The sequence below is a fragment of the Bacillus cereus group sp. MYBKT14-1 genome (assembly GCF_051915185.1).
Classification (GTDB): domain Bacteria; phylum Bacillota; class Bacilli; order Bacillales; family Bacillaceae_G; genus Bacillus_A; species Bacillus_A cereus.
In genome coordinates, this window is the sequence record NZ_JBQAEF010000003.1 from 90,659 (window position 1) to 107,355 (window position 16,697).

The following is a 16,697-nucleotide window of genomic DNA, read 5'->3' on the forward strand; positions in this document are numbered from 1 at the left end:
GAGCTATTTAAAATCTTGTATGCAGGAGAATGAGTATGTTTCGAGATAATCGTACGAATGAATTAGTTATATTAAAGGAAATTGCAGAAACTTTAAATACATCAAATGATACATATCATGTATTGCAAGCTGTCCTCGAGAAATTGCTAAGTGTAACAGGTTTAATGACAGGATGGATTTTTCTTGCAGATGAAAATGGTAAGTATACGAAGTTAATTGATTATCAATTACCAGAGGCACTTACATATGAAAATAAACGCCCGATGTGCGAAGGTGAATGTTGGTGTTTACGAGGTTTTGTAGATGGAAAATTGGAGAGAGCCGTTAATATTATTGAATGTAAAAGAATTAATAATGCAATTGAATATAATTGGGGGGATACGGAGGGCATTCTTCATCATGCTACGGTTCCTTTAAAAGCTGGGGGAGAAAAATTTGGGGTGTTAAATGTTGCAAGTCCGGGTAAAACACATTTTTCAGAAGAAGAATTAGTATTACTCCAATCGGTTGCCTTCCAAATTGGTACGGCTTTAAAGCGAACAAAATTATATGAAAATGAAAAGAGAAGAGCACATTATTATGTGAAATTAGAGCGTTTCATTCAAGATTTAAAAATGATTCATAAGTTTAATGTACTACCTGAAAAGGTGGTAAATCACGTAGGTGAAGTATTTCAATGGAATCAAGTAGCGCTTTTTATTAGGGAGGAAAAAGAATTATCTCTGCGAGCGTCTTACGTTCAGGAAGAGTTACAAGAGGATGTAAAAGAGGCGGCCAAGAAGGCGTTAGAACAAGATGAACCAGTTCTAATAAAACATCAAATAGGACATAATGTACATCTAAATCGAGCTGTTATTGCTACACCAATACATATTCAAAACCATATATTTGGTGTTTTATGTGTTAGTTTGAATAATGGAGAGTTTGATGCTAATACAATAGATGTAATTCAAGCATTATCGAACCATGTTTCGTTAATAATAGAGAATTTGAGGTTAAACGAGCAGCGCCGTGAACTTGTACGAATGGAAGAAAGAAATCGGTTAGCAAGAGATTTACATGATTCTGTTTCGCAAAAATTATTTTCATTAACCTTCATGACAAAAGGCGCCGAGGCAGTTTTAAAAGGTAAAAATGAAAAGGTAGATCAATCTTTGCATGAGATGCGTGAACTTGCGCAAGGAGCTTTGAAAGAAATGAGGACATTAATTTGGCAGCTTCGTCCGGCAGGATTAGAAAAAGGATTATTGCCAGCTCTAAAGCAGTACGGTGAAAATTTGGGACTGAAAATTAGGGAGCAAGTTACGGGTGTTCGTGATTTACCTCGTGTAGTAGAAGAAGCTTTGTGGCGCATAGGCCAAGAAGCACTGAACAATGTAAGTAAGCATGCAGGTGTAAAAGAAGCGACGATTTATTTTACAGTGAATGAGAAAAATGTATCATTAGAAATAGTTGATCAAGGAAAGGGCTTTGTGGAAAAGAATATAAAAGAAAAGAAATCACTAGGTATGACTACGATGCGTGAAAGAGTAGAATTAGTTGGTGGAACAATTAAAATTGTAAGTAGTAATAAACGAACGAGCGTAAAAGTAAATGTACCATTATGATGTGAAAATGAGGGAAGTTTGTGAAAATAAAAGTATTGTTAGTTGATGATCATACAGTCGTTTTAAAAGGATTAGCATTTTTCTTAAGTACACAGGAAGATTTAGAGTTAGTTGGAGAAGCGAATAATGGGAAAGAAGCGTTAGTGAAAGTAGGAGAAACAAATCCCGATGTTATATTAATGGATTTATATATGCCTGAAATGGATGGTGTTGAGGCGACGGCATATATAAAAAAAGAGTATCCAAATGTGAAAGTAATTGTATTAACTAGCTTTTCTGATCAGGCGCATGTGTTACCTGCATTAAGGGCTGGAGCAAGTGGGTATATTTTAAAAGATGTAGAACCAGATCAGCTTGTTGAGGCTATTCGAAGCGCATATAAAGGTAATATTCAATTACATCCGGATATAGCAAATGCTCTTCTCTCTCAAACATTACCTGTAGAAGAAAAGGAAGAAGAATCTTCTATTCAAGTGGATGTGCTAACAGCGAGAGAAAATGAAGTATTGCAGCTATTAGCGAAAGGGATGAGCAATAAGGAAATTGCATCTGTTTTAGTTATTACAGAAAAGACGGTTAAGGCGCATGTAAGTAGTATTTTGAGTAAGTTGAATTTATCTGATCGTACGCAAGCGGCATTATATGCAGTTAAAAATGGAATTGTATAAGACGAAAGTCGTAAGACCAAGTTCGCCTTTAGAAGGTGGACTTTTTTTATGGAAAAATACGTCTATGTGAGGACGAAATTGTCTTTATATAAAGATAAAATATGTTTGTAAGCAACAAAACAACAATTACAAGGGATACCTTTTTTGAAAGCATATAACAACATAAGAGTGAGTACTAGGAGGAATAAATAATGGCAACAGTTTTATTCGTTAAAGCAAATAACCGTCCAGCGGAACAAGCAGTTAGTGTAAAATTATATGAGGCATTTTTAGCAAACTATAAAGAAGCACACCCAAATGATACAGTAGTAGAACTTGATTTATATAAAGAAGAATTACCATACGTAGGCGTAGACATGATCAATGGTACATTCAAGGTAGGTAAAGGATTTGATTTAACAGAAGAAGAAGCAAAAGCAGTAGCAGTTGCTGATAAGTATTTAAATCAATTCCTAGAAGCTGATAAAGTTGTTTTCGGCTTCCCATTATGGAACTTAACGATTCCAGCAGTATTGCACACATATATTGATTATTTAAACCGTGCTGGTAAAACGTTCAAATATACGCCAGAGGGTCCAGTTGGCCTAATTGGAGATAAGAAGATTGCATTATTAAATGCAAGAGGCGGCGTATATTCAGAAGGTCCAGCAGCTGAGGTAGAAATGGCTGTTAAATATGTAGCAAGTATGATGGGCTTCTTCGGCGCAACAAACATGGAAACAGTAATTATTGAAGGACATAACCAATTCCCAGATAAAGCAGAAGAAATCATTGCTACAGGTCTTGAAGAAGCAGCTAAAGTAGCAAGTAAATTTTAATTAAAATGATAATCGTCACTCGAAAAAGCAGCATTAACATGTAAACGTTAATGCTGCTTTTTTTATATTTTTAGTTCATCAGCAAGTTTTTTTAATTGAATTCGATCTCGTATGTAATAGGTTCTTCCGTCTTTTTTTAAGTAATTTTGTTGGCAAAACTGATTTAATACATATAAAAGATGACGGTAGCTGACATTTAAATATTCCGAGGCCTCAGTATGCTTTTCTATATAACAATTATTTTGTTCTGTTAATAAAATAAAAGCAGCTAATCGATTTTCAAAAGGATAACTATAGTTTTTTGCGTAATTTTCAGTGCGAGTAATTGTCTTTTCTCCAATAAATTTGCATAAGTGCTGTAAAAATGTTGCATCTTGTAATAAAAGTTGCTGACAATCTTTAAGAGGAAGTGCCAAACAAACACAATCTTCTAGTACTTCAACGGACTTAGTAATATTTTCTACTCCTATTAATCCTAATTCCCCGATAAAAGATGGTGCTTGAATAAAATTAATTAATGAAACCTTCCCGTTTTTATGACTCATATATATTTTTGCCTTCCCAGAAATTAAGTAATAGAGATAAGGGAGAGTATTTCCTTCGCTACATATCATCTCTTTCGTTTGAAAAGAATGTAGCTCTACATATGGCAAGACATGAAATGAAAATAGGGTATGGAATTGATGGATTTGCATGTATTGATAAATTTCTTCCTCATTTTTGCTGATTTTCATATTTTCACCTCTATTTATAGTATGAGATATCTCCTATTATCTTTACAAGAAGGAATGATACGATTTATGTAAATTTGTTTTTGTAGAAAAGAGAGTGTGATGAGTTTATGAAAAAATATAAAACATTGCTATTTGATGTAGATGATACATTATTAGATTTCCAAAAGGCTGAAAAAGTGGCTTTACGGGTGCTTTTTGAAGAGAAGGGAATCCCTTTAACAGACGAGATAGAGGCTCGTTATAAAAAAATAAATAAAGGTCTTTGGGATGCTTTTGAAAAAGGGGAACTATCACGCAATGAAGTTGTAAATACACGATTCTCTCTGTTGTTTAAAGAGTATGGAGAAGCAGTAGATGGAATATTATTCGAAAATAATTACCGTAACTACTTAGAAGAAGGAAATCAACTCATGCAAGGTGCGTTTGAATTTATAAATCAAATTCAAGGGGAGTATGAGTTGTATATAGTGACAAATGGTGTTTCTAAGACGCAAGATAAACGTTTGCGTAATGCAGGGTTACATTCATTGTTTAAAGATGTTTTTGTTTCGGAAGATACAGGTTTTCAAAAGCCGATGAAAGAGTATTTTGATTATGTTTTTGAACGGATTCCTAACTTTGCACCTGAAGAAGGGCTGATTATTGGGGATTCATTAAGCGCGGATATTAAAGGTGGATATGTAGCGGGAATTGATACTTGTTGGTTTAATCCAGAAAGGAAGTTAAATGATAGTGGGATTATACCGACATATGAAGTGCATAATTTTGAGGAGTTAGAAGCGTTATTGAAGCAGCATGTGTAATAAAAAAATAGACAGTGGAGCTTTCGTCCCCACTGCCTATTTTTATTAATTTTTATTTTCGTTATGTTTTGGGAGTGGAAAGGCATTCCCGATAGCAGCTGCACCAAGCATGGGCAATAGTAAATTAAGCGGGAAAAACATAAGTAATAGTAATGTTATAGCTATTGGCTTTCGTAACGCATAGCTTGAAATTGCTGTTGTTACGATGGCAACAGATGCTACTGGATCTATAGGAAGAATAGATGCTACAGCGTATCCGATACTTGACCCAGAAAATATAATTGGGAAGATATGTCCACCTCGCCACCCTGTGTTCAAACAAACGGCAGTAATGCACAACTTTAAAATCCCTGAAAGAAGTAGTATCCAAAAAGATAAATGGCTCCATTCAACAACTAATTCTTTTAATTGATGTTCCCCTGAAAATAATGTGTACGGAAGAAAGGTTCCCGCAATTCCTAATAAAATACCACCGATAATTCCGAGTGTCAGCTTGTATTCTCTAAAAGGGTGAATTAACTTTTCTAATGTGAATTCTAACTTGAAATAAAAGAAACCAACTATAGCACCGATACTAGCAAGTGGAAGAAATGCAATCCATTCATTGAAAGAAAGTGTACCTTCCCCGAAATCAACAATAAAGGATCCACGATTATCAAGTTTACTCAGTAGTAAATAAACAGAAAAACCTGCGAAAGTAGTAGCTAAGTATACAATCGCTTTTTTTCCTTTAGAAAAAGCAGCAATTTCTTCCCCCTCATTTTCATTTGGTGCTAAATAACCGAATAATGGTGCGTTAAAAATGACACTTAAAGTAGCGCCAATTCCGATCTCGGTTAGCTCATTCATACCCTTTAAGGCAAATTTAAAGCGATCCCCTACCCATGTGCACAGTCCGCCTATAATTCCAACTAGTGCGGCTTCTGGACCAAGACTAGCACCGAAAATTAAAACAATAATCGCTGTTAAAGTAGCCCGATGGACAAAGCGATATTCGATTCGACCAGTTTTTTTATATTCAGCCATTACTTCAGGCATAAGGCGTGGGTATGTACCGAAATGTTTTTGTGATAGACCAACAAGGACCCCGCCAATTATTGTTACGCAAAGGGTGTAATAAGAGGGAAAAGAGAGAACTTCAGGCAAGTATCCCCAAATAAAGTGGATTCCAATATTTATTGTGACTAAAAATAACCAGACTGTAGCTCCTACTATAGATCCTAGAAGAATGCCATATAGAGCAAGTATGTAATGCATATCTTTTTTATTTGTCATGTTATACCTCCGTTATGTAAATCTTAGTAGGGAAAAAAGTGAAATATACTAGTGAAAAATGGATTGAATATATATAGTATCTTTTTGAGAAGATGGCCTATTCAACATATAGGCTAACTTTTGGGGAATTTGAATTTATAGGTTAAATTACTTATTTAATTTTATAGACTGATTTGAGGTTTTTAAAGGTCTTTTTTGAAATAGACTAGAATATATTTCTTTTGTTGCTTTATATGAAACTGTTAACATTTATTTTAGAACATTCAGAAAAACTGTTTGACATTAGGAAATTATTGCTATAAAATCAACGGTAATTGCATAGTCTTATCAAGAAAAGGTGGAGGGACAGGCCCGATGAAACCTTGGCAACAGCCGTATAACGGAATTGTGCCAAATCCTGCAGGTAGTAATCCTGAGAGATAAGAAAGAGCCTTTAGAGCGTGTTTTCAAACTGCTCCTTTCTTGTTTTCAGGAAAGGGGCAGTTTTTTATTTTGTATAAAAGAAAGGAGAATGAGAGATGGGAGAATCATGGGGAAAAGGAACAATTTGTGTGCAAGGTGGCTATACGCCAAAGAATGGTGAACCACGTGTTTTACCACTTTATCAAAGCACAACGTATAAATACGATACTTCGGATGATTTAGCAGCTCTATTTAACTTAGAGGCAGAAGGATATATTTATACACGTATTGGAAACCCTACTTTAGCAGCATTTGAGCAGAAGTTATCAGATTTAGAAGGCGGTGTAGGAGCTGTTGCAACGGCTTCTGGGCAAGCAGCTATTATGCTCGCAGTTTTAAATATTTGTAGTAGTGGAGACCATTTACTTTGCTCTTCAACTGTTTACGGGGGAACGTTTAATTTATTTGGGGTGAGTTTACGTAAGCTTGGCATTGATGTTACGTTCTTTAATCCAAATTTAACGGCAGATGAAATTACGGCACTTGCTAACGATAAGACGAAACTTATCTATGCAGAATCATTAGGAAATCCAGCGATGAATGTTTTAAATTTCAAAGAATTTTCAGCTGCCGCTAAAGAATTAGAGGTACCTTTTATCGTTGATAATACATTAGCAACTCCTTATTTATGCCAAGCGTTTGAATATGGGGCAAATATTATTGTTCATTCTACGACTAAATATATCGATGGGCATGCGAGCTCTTTAGGCGGTATTGTAATTGACGGTGGAAACTTTGATTGGACAAATGGAAAATATCCTGAGCTTGTTGAACCAGATCCAAGTTATCACGGTGTAAGTTACGTTCAAAACTTTGGTGCAGCAGCGTATATTGTGAAAGCACGTGTTCAGCTATTAAGAGATTATGGAAATTGTATGAGCCCATTCAATGCATATATTAGCAATATTGGCTTAGAAACATTGCATTTACGAATGGAGCGTCATAGCGAAAATGCTCTTGCAGTTGCTAAGTGGCTTGCTAATCATGAACGTATTGAATGGGTGAATTATCCAGGCTTAGATAGTAATGAAAATTACTCATTAGCACAACAGTACTTGAAAAAAGGTGCTAGTGGTGTTTTAACTTTCGGTATTAAAGGCGGACTAGAAGCAGCAAAAGAATTTATCGCAAATGTAAAACTAGCAACTCTTGTAACGCACGTAGCTGATGCACGAACTTGCGTTATACATCCTGCTAGTACGACGCATAGACAATTAAATGCTGAAGATCAGCGTTTAGCTGGTGTTACATCTGATTTAATTCGTTTATCGGTTGGTATAGAAGATGTTTCTGATATTATTGCAGATTTGGAAGCAGCTCTAGTTGGAGGCAAAACACATGCCGATCATAATTGATAAAGATTTACCGGCTCGCAAAGTGTTGCAAAAAGAAAATATTTTTGTAATGACGAAGGAGCGGGCAGAAACACAAGATATACGTGCTTTAAAAATTGCTATATTAAATTTAATGCCAACGAAGCAAGACACAGAGGCGCAATTACTTCGCTTAATTGGAAACACACCGTTACAATTAGATGTTCATTTGCTTCATATGGAATCACATCTATCGCGTAATGTAACGCAAGAACATTTAACAAGCTTTTATAAAACGTTTCGTGATATTGAAAATGAAAAGTTTGATGGGCTCATTATTACAGGAGCGCCAGTGGAGACCCTTGCTTTTGAAGAGGTAGATTATTGGGAAGAGCTTAAACATATTATGGAGTATTCAAAAACGAATGTAACATCTACGCTCCATATTTGCTGGGGGGCACAGGCTGGCTTGTACTATCATTATGGTGTTCCAAAGTATCCCCTTAAGGAAAAAATGTTTGGTGTATTTGAACATGAAGTTTGCGAGCAACATGTGAAATTATTACAAGGATTTGATGAATTGTTTTTTGCTCCGCATTCTCGTCATACAGAAGTACGAGAGAATGATATTAGAGAAGTGAAAGAATTAACATTGTTAGCAAACTCTGAAGAAGCAGGTGTTCACCTTGTTATTGGGCCAGAAGGAAGGCAAGTGTTTGCCCTTGGACATAGCGAATATAGTTGTGAGACGTTAAAACAAGAATACGAACGAGATCGTGACAAGGGATTAAATATTGATGTGCCAAAAAACTATTTTAAACATAATAATCCAGATGAAAAGCCGCTTGTTAGGTGGAGGAGTCATGGTAATTTATTGTTTTCTAATTGGTTGAATTATTACGTGTATCAAGAAACCCCTTATATATTGTAAAGAAAGATTGTGTAACACGTGGTAACGTTTTCCTTGTAAAGATTAACCTTTATTTTTCCGAATGTTCAAAATACATTGTTTTTCAGATTTTTTACTCATATAATTTCATCTAAACACAATTTTTGAGGGGTGGACAGTACTATGAAAGAAATTCAAGTTGGGTTATTAGGTCTTGGAACAGTTGGCAGTGGTGTGGTTCGTATTATTACGGATCATCAAGAACGACTCATACACCAAGTAGGTTGTCCAGTGAAGGTAACGAAAGTATTAGTGCAAAACATTGAGAAAGAGAGAGAAGTAGAGGTACCCTCTACTCTATTAACACAAGATGCACATGAAATTTTAGATAATCCAAATATTGACGTTGTCATCGAAGTAATGGGTGGCATTGATGATGCAAAAGCATATATTCTGCAAGCTTTACAAAGTGGGAAGCACGTTGTGACTGCGAATAAAGATTTAATGGCGTTACACGGGGCGGAACTACTAGCGGTAGCAAAAGATAATAAAGCAGATTTGTTTTATGAAGCAAGTGTGGCCGGAGGGATTCCGATTTTACGAAGTATCGTAGAAGGACTTTCTTCAGATCTTATTACGAAAGTAATGGGAATTGTAAATGGAACGACAAATTTTATTTTGACGAAAATGTCAGATGAAGGGAGAGCATATAACGACGTGTTAAAAGAAGCCCAGCAACTTGGATTTGCAGAAGCAGATCCAACATCAGATGTAGAAGGTTTAGATGCAGCAAGAAAAATGACGATTTTGGCTACCCTTGGTTTCTCTACAAATGTAGAGCTTGGAGATGTAAAGGTAAAAGGGATTACTTCTATTACAGAAGAAGATATTGAATACAGTAAGAGTTTAGGATACACGATTAAATTAATCGGTCTTGCGAAGCGAGATGGTGAAAAATTAGAGGTTACGGTTGAACCGACACTACTTCCAAATACACATCCTCTTGCGGCCGTACAAAACGAATATAACGCTGTATATGTGTATGGTGAAGCAGTTGGAGAAACGATGTTTTATGGACCAGGTGCAGGAAGTCTACCAACAGCAACAGCTGTTGTTTCAGATTTAGTAGCTGTCATGCAAAATATTAGATTAGGTGTAAACGGAAATAGTGCAGTATCCCCGCAGTATAAAAAGGTATTAAAAGAGCCAGACGAAATTGTTGTGAAGAAATTTTTAAGACTTCATGTAAAAGATGAAATTGGTGTATTTGCAAAAATCACTTCATTATTCTCTGAGCGTGGTGTTAGCTTTGAAAAGATTATTCAAATGCCTCTTGAAGAGAAAGGAAAGGCTGAAATTGTAATTGTAACACATCGTGCGTCTCTTGCTGATTATGATTATATTCTACATACGTTGCAAGGGTATGAAGAAATAGATTGTGTGAAGGCAAATTATCGAATTGAAGGGGATGCAAAGTAGTATCTCCTCTAAGAAAAAACCTATTAAGCGGCTTGCTTAATGGGTTTTTTTCTATTTAAAATCTTCGTACCAACTTGAATAAATGCTTGGATAATCCAGCCTGTTGTAAAAGATAAGATGATTGTTCCAAAATAGATAGGTCCATCTAATAAAAAGCTTAATGTTAAAAATAAAAACGCTAATGAAATTTCTGTTCTTCTAAATGTCCATTTCTTTTTCTCAGCAACTGTTAAAACGAAAGCTTCTTGCGGTGCTGCACAAAGGTTTGTAGAGACATAAAGACCAATTCCGGCTCCAACGAATAGATTTCCGCAAATAAGTGTTATATATTTTGGAAGAGAACGGATAGCGTCCATAATAGTTGTAATGGAACCAATCCAATCAACAAAAAGAGAGATAAGAACCATTGTTACGATTGTACCGATTGTAATTTGTCTTTTATTCCAAAAGAGGACGATAAGGGTAAAAGCAAAATTAATCATGAAAATCCAAAAACCGATACTTATCCCGAAATTTTGATATAGTGCAATAAAGAAGGAATCATAAGGGCTAAGTCCAAAGGAAGTAATTGTCGTCATCATATTAATACCGATGGCGAGAATAAGTAGACCACCAATGAAAAATATATGTTCTAATTTGAATCGAAGCATAGTTGTATATCCTTTCTAAATGTATTTGCTAGGAAAGGATATATTGTGGAAAGCTTACCAGGTCAAGGAAGAATTTTTGTGAGAAGGGGAAAATGAGATGACAAATATAAGAAAGATTGCTGAACTTGCTGGAGTATCTGTTTCAACTGTTTCACGTGTACTAAATAATCATCCGTACGTAAATGAACAGAAACGAAAAGAAATTTTAGCGATTATAGAAGAATTAAATTACACGCAAAACGTGAATGCAATTCATTTAGTGAAAGGAAAAACGAATGTAATTGGCGTTTTATTGCCACACGTAAATGATCAATATTATAGCGCTATTATCGAGGGGATATCAAAAGAGACAGCAAAGAATAATTATAATATGATGCTTTGCCAGACGAATTATAGTGAAGAAAGAGAACTAGAAATTTTGAATATGTTAAAAATGAAAAAGCTTGATGGGGTTATTATTTGTTCTCGGACAAATAGTAAGGAGAAGCTTGAAGAATATACGAAATTCGGCCCGATTGTTATGTGTGAAGAAATAGATTCGAAGTATATTTCAAGTGTCCATATCGATTACTACAAAGTATTTTCACGTGGGATGAAAAGCTTAATAGATGCCGGTCATACACGTATTGGATATTGTATTGGAAGAAGTAATAGCGTTAATAGCCAAAGACGAAAGAAGGCGTACGAAGATTCGCTTCAACAGAGTATCGTAACATCGTTAGAGACCTGGAAATTTGAGGGATGTTTTACAGTGGAAGATGGACGCAATGTAATTAGAGAATGGGCTCATATGTCAGTAAAACCGACGGCGTTCCTTGTATCTTGTAACCATATTGCAGCGGGGATGGTTACAGAAGCAAAAAAACAAGGAGTTCGTATTCCAGAGGATATTACGATTATCGGGTGTGATGATCAAGAGGTGGCAGATATATTGGGTATAACGACGATTTCGCATTCTAGTAAAAACGTTGGAGTGAAAGCGTTTGAATTATTATATGAAAAGATTAATGAAGAGAAATTAGATGTGAAGCATATAGAGTTATTACCAGAGTTAGTAGATAGAGAAACGACATAATTGAGAAGGTGTGAAAATCGCTTTTCAAAATTTCGTTTGGTATAATTATGGACAATCTATGAGGGCTAAAAGGGGTTTTGATATGAGATCAAAAGTAGTAAAAGTAATTCTACTCATTACAATTGCATCTTTCTGTTTATTTGCATATGGCTTTGTTTCAGGTGTAAATGATGTATTAAATCCGAAAGCTTCAAATTTAATTAAAAAGACCGATGTAGTGGCAAAAGAGAAAAAGAAAATGGGAACGTTACAAATCGTTAGTTTAGGTGATTCATTAACGCGTGGCGTTGGTGATAAAGAAGGAATTGGCTATGTTGGGCGAATGAAAGAGGATTTACAAAAAGATTATAAGCAAAAAATTGCATTAACAAATTTAGCAGTTAGTGGTGCAAAAATGCCCGATTTATTAAAACAAATTGAAAGTAATGGCGCTCAATATTCAATTAAGCAAGCAGATGTAATTGTGTTAACGATTGGTGGAAATGATTTGTTCCCAGGCTGGGAATCACTTGGGAAAATAGATTTAGAGACGTATCGTCCTGACACAGAGACGTTTCAAAATGAAGCAAAGAAAATTATAGAAGAAATTCGTAAATTAAATACAGATAGTCCGATTTTTTGGCTTGGTTTATACAATCCTTTTGAAGATGTAGAAGATTTAAAAGGGTCTTCAAACATTGTTGTGGACTGGAATGCATCTTTAGAGAAATTAGCGCTAAACGATAAAAATGTGTATATTACACCGACATTTGATTTATTCCAAAACCGCGGGAAAGATTTATTATACTCTGATCATTTTCATCCGAACGAAGTAGGTTATACGTATATGGCAGAACGTTTAGTTCAAAATGTTGTAAGTAAATTAAAACTAGAACAAGGAGGGGTAAAATGACGACGATACTTTCTGTACGAGACTTGAAGAAGGTAATTGGAAAGAAGACTCTTGTAGAGAATATTTCCTTTGATGTAAAGCAAGGAGAAGTGTTCGGGTTCTTAGGACCAAATGGTGCTGGAAAGACGACTACCATTCGAATGTTAGTCGGATTGATTAAGGCGACAGAAGGTACGATTTCTATCGGTGGTTATTCGATTAAGGAAAATTTCAGAGAAGCGATGCGTCAAATTGGGAGTATCGTTGAAAACCCAGAGTTGTATACATATTTAACGGGATGGGAAAATTTAAAGCAATTTGCTCGTATGTTAGGTGATATATCAGATGAACGTATTATTGAAATTGCTGAAATGGTTCATTTAGATGAAAGAATTCATGACAAGGTAAAAACGTACTCACTTGGTATGAAACAACGCCTTGGAATTGCGCAGGCGCTCCTTGGAAATCCGAAATTGCTCATATTAGATGAACCAACGAATGGTTTAGATCCAGCAGGGATTAGAGAACTTAGGGAATTTATACATAAGCTTGTAAAAGAAGAAAATATGAGCGTGTTTATTTCAAGCCACTTGCTAAGTGAAGTGCAAATGATATGCGATCGCGTTGCTATTATTCATAAAGGAAAGATGATAACAGTTGCCAAGGTTGAAGAATTAATTAAAACAGCAAGTGATCGTGTAGAATGGATTGTTACACCGATTTCTAAGGCGAAAGATATGCTAGAAGCGGCCGAAGAAGTAAGGGAAGTGAGTGTAGAAGGCGATCGATTACTATGCCGCATGGATATTGCATCTATAAGTAGTTGGAATAAACACTTTGTCGCAAATGAAATAGATGTACATAGCGTTAAGGAGCTTGTATTTACGCTAGAAGATTTATTTATTGAACTCACAAGGGGTGAGCAGCATGCGTGAATTTGCGAATCTAGTTTTAAATGAATCAGAAAAGATTTACCGCAAGAAACGTATTTTTGTTGTCATGCTTATTTTAGCAATCTTGATCCCGCTTTTTGTGTATGCGCAGTATCGTGAAATAGAAACGACACAAAAAAGACTCGGTACAACTGATTGGAAGGTTTCATTGCAACAGCAAATTGTTGATTCTCAGAACCGGTTGAACAATTCTAGGTTGCCAGAAGAATGGCGTGATTGGTTAAAGGTAAGAGTTGAGCAACAACAATATTATTTAGATCATAATATTAATCCGATGGCACCGGGTGCACCGACTTTTGTCAGAGCATTTATTGAACAAGGAATTACATTATTTATTCCGCTTCTCGTAATGATTGTCGCCATTGATATCGTTTCAGGAGAACGAAGTGATGGGACGATGAAGATGTTACTTACGCGGCCGATTCGGCGCTGGAAAATACTCCTTAGTAAATACGTGACGATGTTATTTTTCATTTCGCTCATACTGTTTCTTGTAGGTTTGTTTGCTTACATATTATCAGGGCTTGTATTTGGGTACTCGGGATGGAATTTACCTGTTTTAATAGGATTCGTCATTGATAAGGAAACGTTAAATACGAACTTTGTACATCTTATTCCGCAGTGGCAATACATCTTAATGGCGTATGGACTAGCCTGGTTTGTTGCTATCGTTGTCGGAACTATATCATTTATGGTCTCTGTTTTAATTCGTAATACACCAGCTGGTATGGGCGTTATGCTAGCTGCATTAATTGCAGGCGGTATTTTAAGCTCGTTCGCAACATCTTGGGAAGGCGCCAAATATATTTTTAGTGTGAATTTATCATTAACGGATTATTTATCAGGAAAATTACCTGCATTACAAGGTTTATCGATGGGATTTTCTTTGATGAATTTAACTGTTTGGGCAGTTGTTTCTCTTGTTATTTCGTTCGTAGTATTTACAAGACAGGATATGGTGAATTAATTAGACAGGAAGTGACAGTATGGAAAATGTTTTAAAGAATGATTGGGAGCCATTATTGGCACCAGAATTCGAGAAAGAGTATTATCTTACTCTATCCAGTTTTTTGACAGAAGAATACAGCACGCATGTTGTTTATCCGAAGGTAGAAGATATTTTTAACGCTCTTCAGTATACAAGTTATGAAAATACAAAGGTTGTCATTTTAGGGCAAGATCCATATCATGGACCGAATCAAGCGCATGGTTTAAGCTTTTCTGTGCAACCTGGTGTTAAAACACCACCGTCATTGTTAAATATGTATAAAGAACTTCGAGATGAATATGGTTATGAAATCCCGAATAACGGTTATTTAGTAAAATGGGCGGAACAAGGAGTATTATTACTAAATACCGTATTAACAGTTCGTCAAGGCGAAGCAAATTCTCATAAGGGAAAAGGATGGGAGCACTTCACAGATCGTGTAATTGAACTGTTGAACGAACGTGAAAAGCCAGTTATTTTCATATTGTGGGGGCGCCATGCGCAGGCGAAGAAGAAATTAATTACGAATCCGAATCATCATATTATCGAATCTGTACATCCAAGCCCATTATCGGCAAGACGTGGTTTCTTTGGTAGTAAGCCATATTCTAAAATAAATACGATTTTAGCTAATATGGGCGAAAGAGAAATTGATTGGGAAATTCCAAATTTATAAATAGAAAAGGTAGTTAACAGTTGTTAACTACCTTTTTATTATCATTGTTGCTCGTTCTTTAATTTTGCATCTAGTACAAAAGTACCAAATGGGATAACTGATGAAACGAATGCTCCAAGTGCCCATAAAATTGATTTACGGTGTACGATTGTTACTTGAATTACTGCAAAGATGAATAGAATAAATAGAACACCATGAGCCATGCCTGTAATTTTAACAGCTGTTGCAAATCCTGCAAAATATTTTAATGGCATTGCTACAAATAATAGTAATAGGAAAGAAATACCCTCAACTAGTCCAATTGCTCTTAATCGTCCGATTGGTGTAGATAACATAAAGTAGCCTCCTTTAACGTATGCTTGTATATAGTAAATTTGTATTCTTTTTCAAAATAAAATAGTCTATTTTGTTTCATTATATACAAAAAGAAAGTTTACACTACGAGAATAGTGCAAAGTTCAAAATATAGTCACAAAAGCATGAGAATTTAAATAAAAACCTATTTGAAGTATTTGACTTCAAATAGGTTTTGTGAATGAAAATATTAAACAAGTACATCCGTTTTTAAAACGAATTTCTCTACAACTTTTGCAACACCATCGTTCATATTTGTATCTGTTACGTAGTTCGCAATTTCTTTAATATCATCAGGTGCATTGCCCATTGCAACGCCAAGACCAGCAAATTCAATCATTGCTTGGTCGTTATAGCTATCGCCCATTGCGATAACTTCTTCACGCTTAATGCCAAGCTTTTGAATCAGTTTGTTTAAGCTCGTTCCTTTTGTAACACCGGCTTCTGTAAATTCTAAGAAGAATGGTTTCGAACGCATCACGCTTAATTGGCCTTCTAGTTGTTTTTGTAGTTTTGATTCTACTATTTGTAAGTGTTCCGGATTTTCTACCATTAATACTTTTACAACTGGTTGTTGTACAGCTTCTTTCAGATTATTTACTTCTACAATTGGCATACCTGTAATTTGACCTTCAATTTCTGTATAAGAGTTGTTTTTTTCAGTAATAATATCGTCACCAATGTATGTGTGGATCCAGACGTTTTCTTCTTTACTAATATCGTATAGACTGTGAACGATTTCAGGAGATAACGTACTACTGAATAATTCTTCATCTGTTTTACAGTTAATAATTTTTGCACCGTTAAATGAAAGAATGAAGCTACCATACTCTTCTAAATGTAGTTCTTTTGCGATTGTACGCATTGCGAATGTTGGACGTCCAGAAGCAAGTACAACCTTTACGCCTTGCTCTTGTGCAGTCATTAACGCTTCTTTCGTACGAGGTGAAATAGTATGGTCATCACGTAATAAAGTATCATCTAAATCTAAAACAATCATTTTATAAGTCATATAGAAAATTCCTTTCTTTAATTGAAATCAAAATACATGTTCATGAAGATGTTGAGGAATAATAGTAAGA

Annotated in this window: 17 protein-coding genes and 1 riboswitch; of the genes, 12 read left to right on the plus strand and 5 right to left on the minus strand. The window is 35.4% G+C overall.

Going from position 1 to position 16,697, the window contains the following annotated elements; genetic code table 11:
- Positions 1-35: 35 nt before the first annotated feature.
- The 3 genes from ACTFO4_RS10440 (at position 36) to ACTFO4_RS10450 (ending at position 3,093) form a co-directional block, all read left to right on the plus strand.
- Positions 36-1,607 carry a GAF domain-containing sensor histidine kinase gene (locus tag ACTFO4_RS10440; RefSeq protein ID WP_243820884.1) on the plus strand — a complete coding sequence of 524 codons (1,572 nt, stop codon included), beginning with the start codon at positions 36-38 and terminating at the stop codon, positions 1,605-1,607.
- Positions 1,608-1,627: 20 nt separating this feature from the next.
- On the plus strand, positions 1,628-2,275 hold the full coding sequence (locus ACTFO4_RS10445) for a response regulator (protein WP_000695801.1): 648 nt from the start codon (positions 1,628-1,630) through the stop codon (positions 2,273-2,275).
- A gap of 191 nt (positions 2,276-2,466) precedes the next feature.
- On the plus strand, positions 2,467-3,093 hold the full coding sequence (locus tag ACTFO4_RS10450; protein ID WP_000246734.1) for an FMN-dependent NADH-azoreductase: 627 nt from the start codon (positions 2,467-2,469) through the stop codon (positions 3,091-3,093).
- Between the two features lie 62 nt (positions 3,094-3,155).
- Here the strand turns inward: ACTFO4_RS10450 and ACTFO4_RS10455 are convergent, their stop codons facing one another.
- Positions 3,156-3,827: a transcriptional regulator YeiL gene (locus tag ACTFO4_RS10455; RefSeq protein ID WP_000703310.1), complete on the minus strand. Its 672-nt coding sequence runs from the start codon at positions 3,825-3,827 to the stop codon at positions 3,156-3,158.
- A gap of 107 nt (positions 3,828-3,934) precedes the next feature.
- Between ACTFO4_RS10455 and ACTFO4_RS10460 the strand changes: the two genes are divergently transcribed.
- A complete protein-coding gene (locus ACTFO4_RS10460; RefSeq protein ID WP_061457934.1) occupies positions 3,935-4,630 on the plus strand; it encodes a YjjG family noncanonical pyrimidine nucleotidase in 696 nt (231 codons plus the stop codon).
- Between the two features lie 45 nt (positions 4,631-4,675).
- Here ACTFO4_RS10460 and ACTFO4_RS10465 read toward each other — a convergent pair whose 3' ends face one another.
- A complete protein-coding gene (locus ACTFO4_RS10465; RefSeq protein ID WP_000182456.1) occupies positions 4,676-5,905 on the minus strand; it encodes a chloride channel protein in 1,230 nt (409 codons plus the stop codon).
- 321 nt (positions 5,906-6,226) lie between these two features.
- A riboswitch (SAM riboswitch) is annotated at positions 6,227-6,331 on the plus strand.
- A gap of 92 nt (positions 6,332-6,423) precedes the next feature.
- Here ACTFO4_RS10465 and ACTFO4_RS10470 point away from each other — a divergent pair.
- The 3 genes from ACTFO4_RS10470 (at position 6,424) to ACTFO4_RS10480 (ending at position 10,048) form a co-directional block, all read left to right on the plus strand.
- Positions 6,424-7,722 carry a bifunctional O-acetylhomoserine aminocarboxypropyltransferase/cysteine synthase gene (locus ACTFO4_RS10470; RefSeq protein WP_000504787.1) on the plus strand — a complete coding sequence of 433 codons (1,299 nt, stop codon included), beginning with the start codon at positions 6,424-6,426 and terminating at the stop codon, positions 7,720-7,722.
- A complete protein-coding gene (gene metA / locus ACTFO4_RS10475; RefSeq protein ID WP_001121536.1) occupies positions 7,706-8,611 on the plus strand; it encodes a homoserine O-acetyltransferase MetA in 906 nt (301 codons plus the stop codon). Before ACTFO4_RS10470 ends, metA begins: the two co-directional genes overlap by 17 nt.
- A 141-nt stretch (positions 8,612-8,752) precedes the next feature.
- On the plus strand, positions 8,753-10,048 hold the full coding sequence (locus tag ACTFO4_RS10480) for a homoserine dehydrogenase (RefSeq protein WP_000659095.1): 1,296 nt from the start codon (positions 8,753-8,755) through the stop codon (positions 10,046-10,048).
- A 23-nt stretch (positions 10,049-10,071) separates the two neighbouring features.
- Here the strand turns inward: ACTFO4_RS10480 and ACTFO4_RS10485 are convergent, their stop codons facing one another.
- The gene (locus tag ACTFO4_RS10485) at positions 10,072-10,698 is read right to left on the minus strand and encodes a YczE/YyaS/YitT family protein (protein ID WP_243820883.1); all 627 of its coding nucleotides are present in this window, start codon (positions 10,696-10,698) and stop codon (positions 10,072-10,074) included.
- A gap of 97 nt (positions 10,699-10,795) precedes the next feature.
- Here ACTFO4_RS10485 and ACTFO4_RS10490 point away from each other — a divergent pair, with 97 nt between their 5' ends.
- Genes ACTFO4_RS10490 through ACTFO4_RS10510 form a run of 5 tightly spaced genes read left to right on the plus strand, consistent with a single transcriptional unit; the run spans position 10,796 to position 15,261 of the window.
- Positions 10,796-11,773: a LacI family DNA-binding transcriptional regulator gene (locus ACTFO4_RS10490; protein ID WP_000181979.1), complete on the plus strand. Its 978-nt coding sequence runs from the start codon at positions 10,796-10,798 to the stop codon at positions 11,771-11,773.
- Between the two features lie 10 nt (positions 11,774-11,783).
- Entirely contained in the window at positions 11,784-12,665 is an 882-nt protein-coding gene (locus tag ACTFO4_RS10495; RefSeq protein ID WP_002180592.1) for an SGNH/GDSL hydrolase family protein, read from the plus strand.
- Positions 12,662-13,579 carry an ABC transporter ATP-binding protein gene (locus tag ACTFO4_RS10500; RefSeq protein WP_000207717.1) on the plus strand — a complete coding sequence of 306 codons (918 nt, stop codon included), beginning with the start codon at positions 12,662-12,664 and terminating at the stop codon, positions 13,577-13,579. The genes ACTFO4_RS10495 and ACTFO4_RS10500 overlap by 4 nt, the downstream gene beginning before the upstream one ends.
- Positions 13,572-14,564 (plus strand): ABC transporter permease subunit, encoded by a 993-nt coding sequence (locus tag ACTFO4_RS10505; RefSeq protein ID WP_061457933.1) that lies wholly within the window; start codon positions 13,572-13,574, stop codon positions 14,562-14,564. Before ACTFO4_RS10500 ends, ACTFO4_RS10505 begins: the two co-directional genes overlap by 8 nt.
- A 19-nt stretch (positions 14,565-14,583) precedes the next feature.
- Positions 14,584-15,261, plus strand: coding sequence for a uracil-DNA glycosylase (locus ACTFO4_RS10510; RefSeq protein ID WP_000432519.1), 678 nt, complete (start codon positions 14,584-14,586; stop codon positions 15,259-15,261).
- 41 nt (positions 15,262-15,302) lie between these two features.
- Here ACTFO4_RS10510 and ACTFO4_RS10515 read toward each other — a convergent pair whose 3' ends face one another.
- A complete protein-coding gene (locus ACTFO4_RS10515) occupies positions 15,303-15,596 on the minus strand; it encodes a DUF3817 domain-containing protein (RefSeq protein WP_000953396.1) in 294 nt (97 codons plus the stop codon).
- A 209-nt stretch (positions 15,597-15,805) separates the two neighbouring features.
- The gene (locus ACTFO4_RS10520) at positions 15,806-16,627 is read right to left on the minus strand and encodes a Cof-type HAD-IIB family hydrolase (RefSeq protein ID WP_063246325.1); all 822 of its coding nucleotides are present in this window, start codon (positions 16,625-16,627) and stop codon (positions 15,806-15,808) included.
- Positions 16,628-16,697 lie beyond the last annotated feature (70 nt).